The organism is Rhizobium sp. AN68, from assembly GCF_030758035.1.
Taxonomy (GTDB): domain Bacteria; phylum Pseudomonadota; class Alphaproteobacteria; order Rhizobiales; family Rhizobiaceae; genus Agrobacterium; species Agrobacterium tumefaciens.
Window position 1 is genome coordinate 669,732 of record NZ_JARWMI010000002.1, and the last position, 16,762, is coordinate 686,493.

Genomic DNA, 16,762 nt, shown 5'->3' on the forward strand with positions numbered 1-16,762 from the left:
TGCAGGCAGAGAAATCAGAGGTCCAGAAAGCTATTCTTCCCGCAAAACGAAGAATTCCTTCGCCCTAAATTATTGAAGAAATTGATTTTTTTAGAGTTCCGATAATTGGCATCACCGTTCCTGCCGGCCTGTTCCAAAGGCAACGTTTTTCCCGAAAACGCCGTTATCCCGCGATAGTGAAAAAAGGCCGGAGGGCCGTTTTCAGCAATAAAAAACCCGGCAGAATTGCCGGGTTTTTTATTGCCATATGCAAAACGCTCACTCGTTCTTCCAGGCCGTCGACAGATCGCCATAGGCAATGTCGATGGTGGTGACGAGAGACTGCAGGCTGGTGTTGCGCAGAATGACGGTCGGCAGGGCGACGATAGAGAAATTCGGCAATTCGTCACCGGTGATTTTCTGGATATCGTGGAACTGCCCCGCCCGTTTCGTTTCATCCACTTCAATCGCAGCGGCGCGGAAAAGATCATCCACCCTCGGATTGTTGTAATGGGCGGCATTGACGTATGGCGCGGGTTTCTTGATGCCATCGGACCAGTAGAGCCGCTGCACGCCCGCTGTCGGATCAAACAACCGGCTGATGCCGTTCACTGTCAGGTCAAAACCGCGCTCCGTATAGACGCGCTTGATGAAGGTCGCGAGATCGCCTTCGACGATATCCACCTTCACGCCGAGCTTGCCGAAGGACGAGCGTAGATATTCGGAGGTTTTGCGGAAAACGTCGGAGGGCAGGAAGGCCAGCCGCAGCGAAAAACGCGTACCATCCGCACCCCTCGGATACCCCGCCTTGTCCAGCAGTTCATTCGCTTTGGCCAGATCGAAGGGATAGGTAAAGGGCTTCTCGTCATTATAGGCGGTGAATACCGCCGGAATGTTCGAACCGGCGGGTTTCGCCGTGCCGAAAAAGATCGCGTCGTTGATGAAATTGCGGTCGATGGCATGTGCCAGCGCGTGCCGCACCTCCTTTTTCGCGAGGATCGGATTCTCCAGATTGAACTCGAATATGGCGGCGTTATTGAGATAGGAGTCGGTATAGACCTCCACCGAAAGCTTGGGATTTTGCCGCAAACGCTCCAGATCGCTGTAGGAGACATCGGCGGTATAATCCGCCTCGCCCGTTTCCACCGAGATGGTGGTGGAGGCCGCGTCAGCGACGAACCGCGCCACGAAGCCATCGAGATAGGGAAGATCGGCCTGCCAGTAGTTCGGGTTCTTCCTGAGCTTCACATAGCTGCCGCGTTTCCATTCCTCAAACACAAAGGGGCCAGTGCCAACGGGCGCGTTGCCGTTCGGACTCTCATTGTAGTTTTCCGAAGCATAGGCATGGGCCGGCAAAATGGGCGTTTCGCCACCGGTCAGCGCCCGCAGAAGATAAGGCGCAGGTTTGGAAAGCACCACTACCGCCGTCAGCGGATCGGGCGTTTCGATATCGGCAACATTGGCGAAAGTGATACGGCCGCGTGGGCCCACCTTCTTGAAGGCAAGCAGGGAAAATTTCACATCCTGTGCAGTGAAATCCTTGCCATCATGCCATTTGACGCCCTTGCGCAGCTTGAAGGTGTAGCGCAGCCCGTCGGCGGAGGTTTCCCAGCTTTCGGCGAGAACCGGATGCGGCTTGAACTCGCTGTCGAAGCGCACCAACCCTTCCAGGATCTTGGTGGAAATCGCGCGCGTGCGCGTATTGGAATCGGAAAGCGGCACAAGCGTCGTCGGCTCACCGAGACCCGCAAGGGTAACAATACCGCCCTTTTTCGGCGTCTCCGCCGCCAGCACCGGCACGGATGGCAGCAGCATGGCCGCACCTAGCGCAGCACTCAAAAGCAATGTCTTACGTCTTGTAATATCCATGGATGTTTCCTCTTGCAGGCTTGTTTTTAAAATTTCAGGCAGGCTTCAGCCGGGTTTCGACCAGTCGGGCAAACAAGGTGGCGCCGACCGGCAGGATGGCATCGTCGACAATGAAACCGGGATTATGGGCCGGCACGGTGCCGGAATGACCGAGGGTGAAAAACGCACCGGGCGCATGTTTCAGGAGGTCGGCGAAATCCTCGCTGCCCATGAAGCGGCCAGGCTCGGTGGAAACGCGCTCGTCTCCGAGAACTTCGCGCGCCACCCCGGCCACAATCTCCACCGACGCGTCGTCATTGGTCAGAACCGAGAATATGTCGCGAACATCCACCTCGGCGGTCAGGCCGTGAGCCGCGGCAATATGATCCGAGATGGTGCGGATACGGCCGCGGATCGTTTCACGCACGCTGTCGGAGAAGGCCCGCACCGTGCCTGCAATCGAGGCCGTTTCGGGGATGACGTTATAGGCAGATCCCGCCTCGATGCGGGTGATCGACAAGACGGCCGGATCGGTCGGCGGCACATTGCGGCTGACGATGGTCTGCAAGGCCTGGATGAGTTCACCCGTCGCTGGCACCGGATCACGCGAGACATCCGGGTGAGCCGCATGCGCGCCCCTGCCCTTCAGTCGGATATCGAAGAAATCGGCGCCTGCCAGAATGGTGCCGGGCGAAACCTTCAGATGGTTGGGTGCTGCATGGGAGGAATTGTGCAGCCCGTAAATTTCATCGACGGGGAAATCCTTGAACAACCCATCGGCGATCATGGCGCGTGCGCCACCCAGTCCTTCTTCGGCGGGCTGGAAAATGAAAATCACCGTGCCGGCGAAATCACGGGTTTCCGCCAGATAACGGGCGGTGCCAAGCAATATGGTGGTGTGCACATCATGCCCGCAGCCGTGGAACTTACCGGGATAGACCGATGCATAAGGCAGCCCTGTTTCTTCCGGCATCGGCAGGGCATCCATATCCGCCCTCAACCCGATTGAACGGTTGCCAGCATGACGGCCACGCAGCACGCCGACCACGCCGGTCTTGCCATAACCGCGATGCACCTCGATGCCCCAGGAGTTGAGCTTCTCGGCGACGATGCCGGAGGTGCGCACCTCTTCGAAACCGATTTCCGGATGCTGGTGCAGATCGTGGCGGATGGAGACGAGTTCGGGAACATAGGTCCCGATCCGGTCTATGACTTTCGGCGCGGGCGTTTTGACGGGATCGACGGCAATATTCACGGTATCTCCTCAGGGCAAAAAAGATCGTTCTCGCAATCTCTGTGATTGCGAAGTGCTAAGCTTCAGAACTGGAAATCTGAGGCGGGAGAGGCGTCAGAGCCTCAGGCCAGCCTCCTTCATCAAGGGCAGAATGCGCTCAGCGAAATATTCGAGATCTTCGCGGAAATCGTAGAAATTTAGCTGCACGCCATCGATGCCAGCCTTTTTCAAGCCGACAAGCTGCTCGACCACCTGCTCCGGCGAGCCGATGATTTCGATATTGCCGCCGAGATTGCGCCCCTGCTTGTGGCGCGCATCGCCGCGACCCCGCCAGGCATGGGCGTCGCTGTCGTAATTGTTGGTCGCAAAGGCACGGTTGCCGGGCTGCGGTTTTCCCGCCTCGATGGCGTCGGCATAGGCGATCGCTTGCCTCTCCGTATCGCGGCTGACGATGATCGGATTGATGAGCGTCTTCACCTGACGGCCATAGGCCCTGGCGCGGTTCTTGATGGTGGCGATATGATCGGGAAGCGTTTCCAGCGCGCTATCGATATGCGCGCCGCCGGGCGAGGTAACGAAAACCAGATCGGAATGGCGGGCGGCGAAATCGATACCGGCCGGCGAGCCGGTCGCCGTCACCAGCGGCGGGCGGCCAAAGGCGGGCTTTGGCGTTATCCAGCCGTTGTTGATGGCCCAGGGGTTAAGCTTGCCCTCGTAGGAGAAGTTTTCGGTTTCTCCCCACAGGCGATGCAGCACATCGAACAACTCGCCCGCCATGTCGTAGCGCTTGTCATGGTCGATCCGCTGCCAGCCGAACATTTCATGCTCGATGGCGCGATGGCCGGTGACGATGTTGATGCCCCATCGTCCCCTGGCGATATGATCCAGCGTCGCGCCATATTTGGCGAGATGAAGCGGATGCAGGGGACCGTAAAGCACATGGATGGTGGAGATTAGAAGAATACTCTTCGTGACCGCCGCCATGGCGCCGAGTGCGATGAAACTGTCGAGCGAGGATTCGCCGTCATAACCGCCCTTGGGCAGCCATTGCGTGCGGCTGAAGGCGATTTCGAAACCAAGCTCCTCCGCGCGCTTCACCAGCTCCGCATTGTAGTCGAAGGTCCAGCTATTGCTGGTTGGCAGGCTGGAGAAGTTGATGTCCTGCAGATTGAGGAACAGCCCCAGCATCAGTGGCTGTTTCACTGCGCGGCTGAGCGGGCTGTCTTCGAAATCAGTGGGGCTTTTCAGTTCGGGACCTTCAGGCAGTGAAACAGTCAGCGCCATGTCTTTTCTCCCTCGGAATGATTACCCTGCGGGGTGGTCGCTGCCAGCCGGGCGCGCAAATAGGCCTCCACGCTGCGGGGCTGACGACCGGTAATCCGCTCGATGTTGTCGTTGACGGAGGCCGCGAGGCCCTCGCGGATAAGTTGGCCGAATTCACCAATCGCCTTCTGTTCGAAAGCTCCGATATGCGGTGGAAAAACGGAAGCGGAATGATGCGATATCCCCACGGGGCGATGCAGGATACGGGCCGCGATGCGGGCGATTTCCAGTGCCGTCAAGGCTTCACCGCCGGTTAGCACCAAGGCGCCGGGAACAGACGTGCTCGCAGTCAAGGCGTGAACCGCCACATCGGCTATATCGTCGGCATCAATGAAGGAAACTGCCGCGTCGCCGAAACGGGTGGGCACATCCTCCGCCTGGCGTAGTGCTGCAACGACGGGTTCCAGCGCCACCTGCATCCAGGCATTCGGCCGCAGCACCGTATGCGCAATGCCGCTCCCGGCTAGATATCTTTCGACCTCGGCATGGGCGGCACCCGAGATGGAGCGTGCGGCATTGGCGATGGTCCAGTCGGAACCGGATATTTTCACGATCCGCGATACGCTGGCGGAGAGAGCGGCATCGATGACCGCTTTCTGGTCCGCCGCCAGCGTTTCACCGATTGGGGAAAGGAGGAACACCGTGTCTGTTGCGCGTGAGGCCTCTTTCAGGCTGGCCGGATCGGAGAAATTCCCCTCCGAAATATCCACCCTGTCGCCCCAGAGCTTGAGCGCGTCCTCACCCCGGCGGGTCAGCACCCTAACCTTCGCCTCTTTTTGCAAAAGGCGGCTGACGACGCGTTGGCCGAGCTTGCCGGTTGCACCCGTTACAAGAATGGTTGCTGTCATGACGCCCTCACTTCGCCGCAGCCTGTTGTATTAAAGAAAGGGCGCGCGGATCGGCCCAGTCGTTCACATCGAAATCGTCAGGGATGAATTTCCATTCCAGCAGGAAATCCTTGAAGTGGCTGAGCGCATCCAGCTCCGCCGGATCGAGATCGAGCCTCAGGTTACGGTACACATCCGCCCCGTTGGCGGCGATAACCGCTTCCTCACTGACACCGATCTCGCGGGCGATGAAACGCACCGCTTCCGCCGGATTGTCGTTCGCCCAGCCGGCAACCCGCTGTACCGTGGCCACGAGGTCGGCGACGAGATCGGGCCTCTCATCGGCAAAGGTGGCATCCACGGTCAAAGGACGTGGCGTGCCGTTATTGATGCGGATTTTCGGATCGGGGTGAAACCCGGTCGACACGACGACGTGCGCGCCAATGAGATTGGCGACGGTGACGCCCTCCGCTCCTTTGACAAAAAACGCATCGATCTTTCCGCGATGCAATGCCGCGATCTCCTCCCCATAGGGCAGCCGTCGGCGCAGGCCATGGAACCTGTCGTCAGCCGGTCCGAGCAGCACCGGCTCGGTTGCGGTGAGATCGACCAGCTCGACCTCCGCCACGGAAAGGCCGGAGACGGTCAGTGCCGACACGATGCCCTTGAGCGATGTGGCGCGCTGGAAGTCGATGGTTTCGTTCGGTCGTTTCGGCAGCCCGATGCGCCGGCCCTTCAGCTCGCCGCCCTTTGTTATACCACTGGCTGGCAGCGCTATGACCGCCTGAAACTCGTCGGTCCTGGTCAAACCGACAAGACGCGTCTGGCGTCCGCCGGATTTTGCCCAGATAGGCGGAATATTACCGCCCTGACGGAAGGACCAGTCCAGACGGTGATCGAAATGGCTTTGGCGAATGGCCGGATCCGCCGCATCGCGAATGGAAGAAACAGTAATGCCGTGGCCGGCGAAACTCTCCTCGATCCAGCCAAGCTGCGCCGCGATGGAAAGCGGCGTTGGCGCCGGGCAGCGCGTGTACCAGACGGTTTCAGGGTAGGTTATCTGGCGAAGGGCCGCATCAGCCATGGCGTTCGTCCTCTCAATTGCGATCTCTACGACACGCTACACGCCATAATATATTTTCTATAGATAAAGTGTACTATTTGAGAGGCCATTGAGGAAATTCGTTTCCATATCAGCATGGCTTCGTGCTTCCGGTAAAATATCCTTTCGGAAACGGCGTCATTCTCGCGCGATACTTCGGCGGAGAGCGGCACTCGATGTGAGCCTCTCCTTGCGAGCGTCGGCCATGGCTCGGAAGTTTTTCTTCTCCTGACAGCAAGGATTTTTAACTCGCGACCGGAACCCCGGCTGTTACGCTTCTCCGCAATTGTGCCGGACCCGCAAGCCGGCAATCCAACAGACCTGAAAGAAAAAGTGGCAGCATGAGCACGAACAAACGCCGGCTCAATCTCAATGTCGGCATCAATACCACCGGATACCTCGCCAATGCCTGGAAATACAGGAGCGGAGACCGGCACGATATCAACGATATCGGCTATTACCGGCGACTGACGGAACTGGCTCACAAAGGCCGGTTCGACGCCGTTTTCCTTTCGGATCACCCGGCATTGCTGACCGACCCGACAAGCCGGCCATTTCACACCATCGATCCGCTCATCCTTTCCACATCGCTTGCCGCACAGGTGCCGGACATCGGGTTCGTGGCGACAGTGTCCTCCACCTATAACTCGCCCTATAATTTTGCGAGACGAACGCAATCCATCGATATCGTCACGGGCGGTCGGTTGATCGTCAACATCGTCTCCTCCTTCAATCCGAACGTCGCCGCCAATTTCGGCAACGACCCGCTGCCGCCGCGCAATGAGCGATATGCCAAGGCCACGGAATTTCTCGATGTCGCGAAAAAGCTCTGGTCGAGCTGGGATCCGCGCCGCGAAGGCGAGATACCGGAAGACCGCTTCTGGGATGCGGCGACGGCCGAGACCATCGATCACGAGGGGCAATATTTCCATGTCAAAGGCCCGCTCAACGTCCCTCGTGGACCGCAGGGTCACCCCGTCATCGCTCAGGCGGGCGCTTCCGAGGGCGGCATCGATCTGGCGGCACGTCACGGCGAGATCATCTATTGCAACATATTGTCCCGTCCCGCCGGCCAGGCCTTTGGCAAAAAGGTCCGTGACCGCGCCGTTTCTTTCGGCCGCGATCCCTCCGGCATCCGCATCGTTCCCGGCCTCGTCGTCATTCTCGGCGAGACGCGCGAGGAAGCGCTGCGCAAACACGAACTCTACAGCGGAACCGGCTCGGAAGACGGTCTTCTGGCACGCTTCGCCAAGGAAAACGGTATCGATCCCCGCGATTTCGATCCCGACGCGAAACTGGATGGCGAGCGCTTCATTCCCGACCAGAACCGCCAATGGGCTATCGGCATGGGGCTTGGCCTTTCCGAACTGCTGACCCATGAAAAGCTCACCGCCCGCGAGGCCGTGCGGCGCTCGGAGGGGCATCACCGACTGCTGCTCGGCACAGCGGAAGAGGTGGCGGACGGTATCATCGATCTCTGGCAGGACGGAACGGTTGACGGCTACACATTGCAGCCGCCTCGCGCCCCTGACGATATCGCCGAATTCGTCGAACAAGTCGTGCCGGTGCTGCAAGACCGCGGCGTTTATCCGCGCGAATACGAAGGCACGACCATACGCGAGAGATACGGCCTGCCTCAACCGGACTGACGCTGTTCGCCTCGTTCGCCATTCCCACGCTCGGCGCAGGAATGGCGGCGTTGTGAACGCGCTATTGAGCTGTCGCCACTTTCAAAACCGGCCTTTCGCCGGAAAGCTGCGGCACGACGGACGCGAAATCGGTCACGATCTGGCGATAATCTTCCGGCTGGAATTCATAGGGCAGTTCCAGACGGAATTCCGAGACATGCGGCAAAACGGGATCGCGCGACAATCTTTCCAGAATTTCATCCGTCGTCCCGACAATATCAGGCAGAAAAAGCGTGCGGCGCGCACCATGCGGCGTATGCGTGCGCTTGTCGCGCTCGGCCGCAAACTCCGCATAACGGCGGCGTGTCGCCGGGCTGGCACTGTCCGTCGGTAAAATCACGCGGCCAAGGGCGACGCGCGGCTGGCGCTCATGCGCCCATTCCTGCCGGAACCGAGCAACGAGGGCCGCCTGCGCCGTCAGAAAATCATCGGTATTTTCACCGCTGACGATATTGCCGGTCAGCAGATTGAATCCCGCCTTCCCCGCCCAGCGAGCGGAATTCTGCGATCCGCCGCCATACCACAGCCGGCCGGTCAACCCCTTGGCGAAGGGCCGAAGGCGCGGCACCTGCGCGCCCGCTGCATTGCCCGCCTCCGTTTCGCTGGACAGCGGTTCTGATCTCAAGGCCCTGGCGAGCTTCTCGGCGCGGGCATGGCTGTAATCCGCATCGGGCGCCGTATCGACATAATCCGAAATCAGATGGGCGAAGGGCGGCGCGCCGACAGAGACGCCGACATTCAACCGTCCGTGTGACAGCACATCCACGGTGGCGAGATCTTCCGCCAGCCTGAAAGGGTTTTCATAACCCAGTTGAATGACGGCGGTGCCCAGGCCAATCCGCTTGGTGCGCTGCGACGCCGCCGCGAGAAAGGTGGCGGCCGAGGACACGCCGCGTTCCAGATGGCGCTGGCGGACCCAGGCGCTATCATAACCCAGCGCCTCGCCGGCTTCGAAAAGCTGCAGAGTTTCCTCCAGCCCCTGCGCAGGATCATCATCGTGATAGTTGCCGGGAACCAGAAAAGCAAAATGCGAGATATGGGAAATAGGCATGGTGTGCATCCGGGAATGTTTGTTGAGGCATGATTAAGCTCAGACAGCGCAGGTGCGGCCATCATCCTGTACCGCGCATACCCAAGCAGAATGCACGATGACCGGCATCGCTGGCGCGGCATGGTCTTTTATAGTCCCGGCGATTTTTGAAAGATCGTTGCGCGATTCAGTAGTCTACTAAAATTATAGATTAATCCTCAAGGAGCGGTCGCTTTGTCCCCTCTCCATCCTTTTAAATACGCCGACGTATCGAGCGCCGCGCGAATGCCCTTGATTTTCCTCCCCAACATGTAATACAGATTATCATACATGTTGACAAATAATGCATACATGTATGACATTGCAGCCATCACGAACGCTGCGATACCTGCATGAGGGAGGAATTATGATCATCACCGACGTCGAGGTCCGTGTTTTCCGCACGACGACCCGTCGGCACTCGGACAGTGCCGGTCACGCACATCCGGGTCCGGCGCATCAGGTGGAACAGGCCATGCTGACCATCCGCACGGAAGACGGGCAAGAAGGCCATTCCTTCACAGCGCCGGAAATCGTTCGCCCGCATGTCATCGAAAAATTCGTCAAGAAGGTGCTGATCGGCGAGGATTATCGCGACCGGGAACGCCTTTGGCAGGACCTTGCTCACTGGCAACGCGGCTCGGCGGCGCAGCTGACGGACCGTACGCTGGCGGTGGTGGACTGCGCGCTCTGGGACCTTGCCGGTCGCAGCCTCGGACAACCTGTATACAAGTTGATCGGCGGTTATCGCGACAAGGTGCTCGCCTATGGCTCGATCATGTGTGGGGACGAGCTGGAAGGCGGCCTTGCAACGCCTGAAGACTACGGCCGGTTCGCCGAAACGCTGGTGAAGCGCGGTTACAAGGGCATCAAGCTTCACACCTGGATGCCGCCCGTCAGCTGGGCGCCGGATGTGAAGATGGACCTCAAGGCCTGCGCGGCCGTGCGCGAAGCGGTCGGGCCCGATATCCGCCTGATGATCGACGCCTTTCACTGGTATTCCCGCACCGATGCGCTGGCATTGGGACGTGGCCTTGAAAAGCTCGGCTTCGACTGGATCGAAGAGCCGATGGATGAGCAGTCGCTCTCCTCCTACAAGTGGCTCGCCGACAATCTCGATATTCCCGTCGTCGGCCCGGAAAGTGCAGCTGGCAAGCACTGGCACCGCGCAGAATGGATCAAGGCCGGCGCCTGCGATATTCTTCGCACCGGCGTCAACGATGTAGGCGGCATCACGCCGGCGCTCAAGACCATGCATCTGGCCGAAGCCTTCGGTATGGAATGCGAGGTGCATGGCAATACGGCCATGAACCTGCATGTGGTCGCCGCCACCAAGAATTGCCGCTGGTACGAGCGTGGCCTCCTGCATCCCTTCCTCGAATATGATGACGGCCACGACTATCTGAAGTCTTTGTCCGACCCGATGGACCGCGATGGGTTCGTTCACGTTCCCGACCGGCCGGGCCTTGGCGAGGATATCGATTTCGATTTCATCGACAACAACCGGGTGAGATAAGGCTATGAAAACCGTGCTCGCCTTTGGAGACAGCCTCACCTGGGGCGCAGACCCGGCAACGGGTCTCCGCCACCGGCCTGAGCATCGCTGGCCGGAGGTGCTGGAGGCAGAGCTTTCCGGAAAGGCGAAGGTTCATGCCGAAGGACTTGGCGGGCGCACCACCTGTTATGACGACCATGCCGGCCCGGCCTGCCGCAATGGCGCGCGAGCTCTTGAAGTCGCGCTTTCGTGCCACATGCCGCTTGATCTCGTCATCGTCATGCTGGGCACCAACGACATCAAGCCGGTGCATGGCGGTCGCGCGGAAGCCGCCGTTTCGGGCATGCGGCGGCTGGCGCAAATCGTCGAGACCTTCATCTACAAGCCGCGAGATGCAGTGCCTAAGCTTCTGATCGTCGCGCCGCCGCCCTGCGTCGCCGGCCCGGGTGGAGAGCCCGCAGGCGGTCGCGATATCGGACAATCACTACGGCTTGCGCCGCTCTATCACAAACTCGCCGCCGAACTTGGGCATCACTTCTTTGATGCCGGATCGGTCGCCAGCGCCTCGCCAGTGGATGGCGTGCATCTGGAAGCGCCGGCAACGGCCGCAATCGGCCGGGCGCTCGCCGCTCCGGTCAGAGACATTCTTGGCTGATCACACGAAGCCTGTGGAGGAACAGGCGCGCGGATCGAAACGTGGAAGGCCGTATGAACCGGCCGTATGGGAGGAAAAATGAGACATTTTCTTGCAACCGCAGCCCTCGGTGCACTGCTGATCGGCGCCGTGCCGCTCAGCGTCTTTGCCGAAACGCCGAAGGACCAGCTCATCGTCGCCACGACCATGAGCAATATCCTGACCCTTGATCCAGCCGCCATTACCGGCCGCGAGACGGTGCAGGTTCTGAATAATATCTACGACACGCTGGTCGTGCTTTCGCCCAAAGATCGCAGCGTCCAGCCCCGCCTTGCCGAACGTTGGGAAATCGGCGAGGATCGGAAATCGATCCGCTTCCACCTGCGGGCCGACGCCAAGTTCGCGTCCGGCAACGCCGTGACGGCAAAGGACGTGGCATGGAGCCTGAAACGTCTGCTCGCCCGCAATCTGGCGCAATCGTCTTTCCTCAAAACGCGCGGTTTCAAGCTGGAGGATGCCGACAAGCTTTTCGTCGCCGAAAACGATCAGACCTTCGTGCTTAATATTCCGAAACCTGATGATCCCAATCTGCTGCTGATGATCCTTGCACAGAATGGGCCCGGCTCGATCATCGACAGCCAGACGGCGCTTGCCAACGAAAAGGACGGCGATCTCGGTGGCGCGTGGCTGACGCTCAATTCGGCGGGCTCCGGCCCGTTCAAGCTGACCCAGTGGAAATCCAACGAATATATCATCCTCACCCGCAACGACGATTACTGGGGTGAAAAGGCCAAGATGAAGCGCGTCCTGATGCGCCATCTGCCGGAATCGCAATCGCAGCGGCTGATGCTGGAAAAGGGCGATATCGATGTCGCCTACTCCCTGCAGGCGCCGGACCTGAAGTCGCTCGAAGCCGACAAGACCATCGCCATCGAATCCACACCCGGCTCCGGTTTTTATTACCTCAGCGTTTCGATGAAGGACGAGCGCTTCGCGAACAAGAAAGTGCGCGAAGCCCTGCGTTACCTGATCGACTACGAGGGTCTCGACAAGGCGGTCATGCCCTATTACGGCAAGCTGCATCAGCGCTCTCTTAGCACCGGCGTGATGGGCGCGCTGCCGGATCAGGGCTACAAGCTCGATATCGCAAAAGCCAAGGCGCTTCTGGCTGAAGCCGGTTATCCAAACGGTTTCAAGACGACGTTGCGCGTGCTCTCGGAAGACCCCTTCATGAAAGCGGCAACGGCAATCCAGAACACACTGGCCCAGGCCGGCATCCAGGCCGAACTTATCAGCGGTTCCGGCGACCAGATTTACGGCGCCATGCGCGAGCGCAACTTCGAACTGCTTCTCGGCCGCGGCGGCGGCGGTCAGCAGCCGCATCCGGACAACAACCTGCGCTCCATCGCCTATAATCCGAACAATGCGGACGACGCCAAGCTCACCAACTATCAGAGCTGGCGCACGAGCTTCTTCGATGAAAAGCTGAACAAGATGATCGAGGAAGCCCTTGTCGGGCGCGACGTGGCGAAACAGACGAAGCTCTACGAGGACCTTCAGGCCTATATGGACGAGATCGTCATGTCCATTCAGCCATTCTCCGAAGTTGTCGACACCGCCGCTTTCCGCAGCGACATCAAGGGTATGATCGTCAGCCCATGGCTCTCGCGCTTTGAAGAGGTGAGCAAGGAGCGGTGATCGGCTGCCATATCTGCGAGTAGGAGAAGGCGCGGCTAACCCCGCGCCTTTTTGCTGTAATGAAGCTCCATTCACCCAATGTGTTAGGCGAAGCCTCCGCACTCCGTAACGCCGGACGAGATCCGGGGTCTTGTGTGAGCAGCCTAAGCGCAGTTGGCGGCCCGCCATCCCGCCGTAGCCATCCAAAAAAATTGCCCGGCACTGAAGGCCGGGCAAGGAAGGAGGATTTTATTATTCGTGATGCCCCGGAGGAGGACGATCACGCTTTGGGAGGTGTCATGCGCCTTCATATTCCAGCGAGGCGCCGATCAGTTCGCGCGCATAGGGATGTGTCGCACCATTGCCGGCGATGGCCTCACGCGGCAGGATTTCGGTGATTTCGCCGCGCAGCATCACGGCGAAGCGGTCGCACATGTGGTCGACCACGGCGAGATCGTGCGTCACCATGATATAGGTGAAGCCGCGCTCTTCGCGCAGGCGCTGCAACAGGTTGAGGATTTCGGCCTGCACCGAAACATCAAGCGCCGAGGTCGGCTCGTCGAGCAGAAGCAGCGACGGTTCAAGGATCAGCGCACGCGCAATCGCCACGCGCTGCCGCTGGCCGCCGGAAAGCTGATGCGGGAAGCGGTCCAGGAACGACACGGGCAGACCGACATCCGTAATTACCTTGCGCATGCGCTCTTCACGATCGCCCAGTTTATGGATGGCAAGCGATTCTCCGAGAACGGTGCGCACCGACTGGCGCGGATGCAGCGAACCATAGGGATCCTGAAACACCATCTGCAACGTGCGGCATCGCTCGATCAGCGGCATGTCGCGAACCGACTTTCCATTGATGAGGATTTCGCCGCTCCAGAAATCATTCAGCATCGACACGCAGCGCAACACTGTTGATTTGCCCGAACCGCTTTCACCGACCAGACCGAAACACTCGCCCGGCTCGACGCGAAAGGACACCGAAGGCAGCACTTTCAGCGCCGTGTGGCCGCTGCCGAAGGTGATGGAGAGATCGCGGGTTTCAACGGAAACGGCCATTATACTTTCTCCTCCAGCCATTCGGGGCGGCGATCCAGCACCGCAAGTGGCGCACGCGTGCCGCCAATCCGCGGCTGCGCCGCGAGCAGGCCGCGCGTGTAGGGGTGCTGCGCTTGATCGAGGTCGCGCGCGGCAAGCGTTTCCACCACCCGGCCGGCATACATGATGAGTACCCGGTCGCAGAAATTGCGCACGAGATTGAGGTCGTGGCTAATCATGATGAGACCGATGCCTCTATCCCGAACGAGGCCATCGAGAATATTCAGAACCTGCAGCCGCACCGTCACATCCAGCGCAGAGGTCGGCTCGTCGGCAATGACCAGATCAGGATCGGCAAGCAGCATCATCGCAATCATGACGCGCTGGCCCATGCCACCGGAAATCTCGTGCGGATATTGCTCGTAGACGCGCGCGGCATCGCGGATTTTGACCGCATCGAGCATGGCGAGCGCCTTTTCCCGGGCTTCCGATTTCGACGCCTTGAAATGGCGCAGATAGGTCTCCGTCACCTGGTCGCCGACACGGCGGATGGGATTGAGGGAGAATTTTGGATCCTGAAGGATCATCGACATGCGCCGTCCGCGGACCTTCAGCATCTCCTTCTCACTGAGCGACAGAAGATCGAGACCATCAAAATCAAGCTTGTCGGCCGTTATCGTCGCCGATGGCAGGAGGCGCAGCAAAGCCCGGCCCACGGTGGACTTGCCCGATCCGCTTTCGCCGACAATGCCGAGACGCTCCCGGCCCAGGGTAAAGGAGATGCCGCGCACTGCCTCGGTGGGCGAACCGCCATAACGGATGCGAAGATTTTCGACGTCGAGGATTGGTTTTTCCATGGCCCTATTTCCGGTTCATCTGCTTCGGATCGAGCGCATCCCGCAGGCCGTCACCCAGAAGGTTGAAGGCAAGACTGACGGAAAGGATCGCAACGCCGGGGAAAGTGACGAGCCACCAGCTGTCGAGCATGTAACGGCGTCCGGTCGCGATCATCGCGCCCCATTCCGGCAGGGGCGGCTGCGCGCCAAGGCCTAGGAAGCCGAGGCCTGCGGCGGTCAGAATGACGGTCGCCATATTCAGCGTCAGACGGATCAGGACCGATGGCAGGCACATGGGCATGATCGATTTTATGATGATACGCAGCGGCGAAGCACCCTGAAGCCTTGCGGCGGCAATGTAGTCCGCCTTGCGGAATGTCATCGCTTCGGCGCGTGCGAGCCGCGCGATCGGCGGCCATGAGGTGAGCGCGATCGCGATGATCGCATTGTTGAGGCTGGGTCCGAGCGCGGCCACGAAGGCAAGCGACAGGATGAGGCTCGGGAACGACAGGAAAATATCCGTGATGCGCATCATCACCGTATCGAACTTGCCGCCGAGATAACCGGAGGCCGTGCCGACCAGCAGACCGACCGGACCGACGATGATCGACACCAGCGAGATGATGGTCAGCGTGATGCGCGCGCCCCACAGAAGGCGACTGTAAATATCGCGTCCAAGCTCGTCCGTGCCGAAGAAATGCCCGTTACCGGGCGGCTGCAGCGTCTTGGCGAGATCCTGCACGTAAGGATCATGCGTCGCAAGCCAGGGCGCGAAAATCGCCGCGATGACGAGAAGCAGCAATATCACCAGGCCGAAGGCCGATGTCGGGCTTTTCAGCAGGAAGACAATGATGTTCTTCAGCGCGTTCAAAGGCACGGGAAGACGCAAGGAAGTTTCTGCACGAGCCGTCATCAGCGGGTCCTCGGATCGAAAAAGCGGTAGAGAATGTCGGACAGGAGATTGAGCCCGATGAAGATGACGCCGACGATAAGCACGCAGGTCATCACGGCATTCATGTCGCCGATGATAAGATTGCTGGTGAGATATTGGCCGAAGCCCGGCCAGGCGAAGACGGTCTCGATGAGGACAGCGCCTTCCAGCAGTGAGCCGTAAGCAAGGGCAATGATGGTGACGAGCTGCACGCGGATATTGCCGAAAGCATGCAGCCACACCGTCTGGCGTTGCGACAGGCCTTTGACGCGCGCAGTCGTCACATATTCCTGGCCCAGCTGGTCTAGCATGAAGCTGCGCGTCATACGGGTGATATAGGCCGACGATGAATAACCAAGCAGAGCGGCGGGCAGGATGAGGTGATTGATGGCCGACCAGAAGACTTCCATATCGCCCGCCAGCAGGCTGTCGATGAGCAGGAAGCCCGTTCGTTCCTCCACGAGACCGATATAGAACTGGTCCATGCGGCCACCGCCGCCGACAAGCCCGAGATGAGCGTAAAAAACGATCAGCGCAATCATACCGGTCCAGAAAATCGGCATGGAATGGCCGAACAGGCTGAGCACCCGCACCAAATGGTCCTGCCAGCGGTCTTTCTTGACGGCGGCATAAACCCCCATGGGAATCCCGAGGCCGGCACCGATCAGGATCGCGAAGGTCGCAAGCTCCATCGTCGCCGGCATGACGCGTATGATATCCTGGATGACGGGCTGGCCCGTGCGGATCGAGGTTCCGAAATCGCCGGTGAACACATCGCCGAGATAATAGATGAATTGTTGCCAGAGCGGACGGTCGAAACCGAGCGCATGGTAAACCTGCTCATAGGTTTCGCGGGTCGCGTCCTCGCCGACAATGGCCCGCACGGGATCAGCGGGCATCAGGCGGCCGATGAAAAAGGTCAGCAGCAGCAATCCGAGCAGCGTGACCGCAATACTTCCGATCTGGCCGGACAGGCCATACAGCGAAAGGCGTCTTTTTGGCATGGTTCCTCCCTTGCCAGAAGTCGATTGCACAAAATAACAAAGGCGCAATCCTGTCTGACAACTATTCGCAAGTTGTCACA

Annotated in this window: 14 protein-coding genes; 4 read left to right on the top strand and 10 right to left on the bottom strand. The window is 59.6% G+C overall.

The features are described 5' to 3' along the window. Nucleotides 1–258: 258 nt before the first annotated feature. The 5 genes from RBH71_RS06450 to RBH71_RS06470 form a co-directional block, all read right to left on the bottom strand. Complete coding sequence (locus RBH71_RS06450) at nt 259–1,848, bottom strand: ABC transporter substrate-binding protein (protein ID WP_003511134.1); 1,590 nt, start codon at nt 1,846–1,848, stop codon at nt 259–261. A gap of 34 nt (nt 1,849–1,882) precedes the next feature. Next, complete coding sequence (locus RBH71_RS06455; RefSeq protein WP_111802635.1) at nt 1,883–3,082, bottom strand: M20 aminoacylase family protein; 1,200 nt, start codon at nt 3,080–3,082, stop codon at nt 1,883–1,885. Between the two features lie 93 nt (nt 3,083–3,175). Then, nucleotides 3,176–4,345 carry an LLM class flavin-dependent oxidoreductase gene (locus RBH71_RS06460; RefSeq protein WP_111802636.1) on the bottom strand — a complete coding sequence of 390 codons (1,170 nt, stop codon included), beginning with the start codon at nt 4,343–4,345 and terminating at the stop codon, nt 3,176–3,178. Further along, entirely contained in the window at nt 4,336–5,232 is an 897-nt protein-coding gene (locus RBH71_RS06465; RefSeq protein WP_111802637.1) for an NmrA family NAD(P)-binding protein, read from the bottom strand. Before RBH71_RS06465 ends, RBH71_RS06460 begins: the two co-directional genes overlap by 10 nt. A 7-nt stretch (nt 5,233–5,239) precedes the next feature. After that, on the bottom strand, nt 5,240–6,295 hold the full coding sequence (locus tag RBH71_RS06470) for an ABC transporter substrate-binding protein (protein ID WP_323687212.1): 1,056 nt from the start codon (nt 6,293–6,295) through the stop codon (nt 5,240–5,242). A 359-nt stretch (nt 6,296–6,654) separates the two neighbouring features. On the opposite strand from RBH71_RS06470, the gene RBH71_RS06475 reads away from it, so the two are divergent. After that, a complete protein-coding gene (locus RBH71_RS06475; RefSeq protein WP_111802639.1) occupies nt 6,655–7,962 on the top strand; it encodes an NtaA/DmoA family FMN-dependent monooxygenase in 1,308 nt (435 codons plus the stop codon). Nucleotides 7,963–8,023: 61 nt separating this feature from the next. On the opposite strand, the gene RBH71_RS06480 is transcribed toward RBH71_RS06475, so the two are convergent. Next, complete coding sequence (locus tag RBH71_RS06480) at nt 8,024–9,052, bottom strand: LLM class flavin-dependent oxidoreductase (protein WP_080850219.1); 1,029 nt, start codon at nt 9,050–9,052, stop codon at nt 8,024–8,026. Between the two features lie 385 nt (nt 9,053–9,437). Between RBH71_RS06480 and RBH71_RS06485 the strand changes: the two genes are divergently transcribed. The 3 genes from RBH71_RS06485 to RBH71_RS06495 all read left to right on the top strand — a co-directional run bounded on the left by RBH71_RS06485 (nt 9,438) and on the right by RBH71_RS06495 (nt 12,897). After that, nucleotides 9,438–10,586 (top strand): mandelate racemase family protein, encoded by a 1,149-nt coding sequence (locus RBH71_RS06485; RefSeq protein ID WP_003511150.1) that lies wholly within the window; start codon nt 9,438–9,440, stop codon nt 10,584–10,586. A gap of 4 nt (nt 10,587–10,590) precedes the next feature. Beyond that, the gene (locus RBH71_RS06490; protein WP_080849993.1) at nt 10,591–11,220 is read left to right on the top strand and encodes an SGNH/GDSL hydrolase family protein; all 630 of its coding nucleotides are present in this window, start codon (nt 10,591–10,593) and stop codon (nt 11,218–11,220) included. Between the two features lie 78 nt (nt 11,221–11,298). Continuing rightward, nucleotides 11,299–12,897 (top strand): ABC transporter substrate-binding protein, encoded by a 1,599-nt coding sequence (locus RBH71_RS06495; RefSeq protein WP_111802640.1) that lies wholly within the window; start codon nt 11,299–11,301, stop codon nt 12,895–12,897. Nucleotides 12,898–13,173: 276 nt separating this feature from the next. On the opposite strand, the gene RBH71_RS06500 is transcribed toward RBH71_RS06495, so the two are convergent. From RBH71_RS06500 to RBH71_RS06515, 4 genes are read right to left on the bottom strand one after another with little or no spacing between them, the layout of a single operon-like run. Continuing rightward, nucleotides 13,174–13,932 (bottom strand): ABC transporter ATP-binding protein, encoded by a 759-nt coding sequence (locus RBH71_RS06500; protein WP_003511153.1) that lies wholly within the window; start codon nt 13,930–13,932, stop codon nt 13,174–13,176. Then, entirely contained in the window at nt 13,932–14,768 is an 837-nt protein-coding gene (locus RBH71_RS06505; RefSeq protein WP_013761686.1) for an ABC transporter ATP-binding protein, read from the bottom strand. The genes RBH71_RS06500 and RBH71_RS06505 overlap by 1 nt, the downstream gene beginning before the upstream one ends. Before the next feature lie 4 nt (nt 14,769–14,772). Beyond that, nucleotides 14,773–15,660 carry an ABC transporter permease gene (locus RBH71_RS06510; RefSeq protein WP_003511156.1) on the bottom strand — a complete coding sequence of 296 codons (888 nt, stop codon included), beginning with the start codon at nt 15,658–15,660 and terminating at the stop codon, nt 14,773–14,775. Beyond that, on the bottom strand, nt 15,660–16,682 hold the full coding sequence (locus RBH71_RS06515) for an ABC transporter permease (RefSeq protein WP_003500347.1): 1,023 nt from the start codon (nt 16,680–16,682) through the stop codon (nt 15,660–15,662). The genes RBH71_RS06510 and RBH71_RS06515 overlap by 1 nt, the downstream gene beginning before the upstream one ends. Between the last annotated feature and the right edge of the window lie 80 nt (nt 16,683–16,762).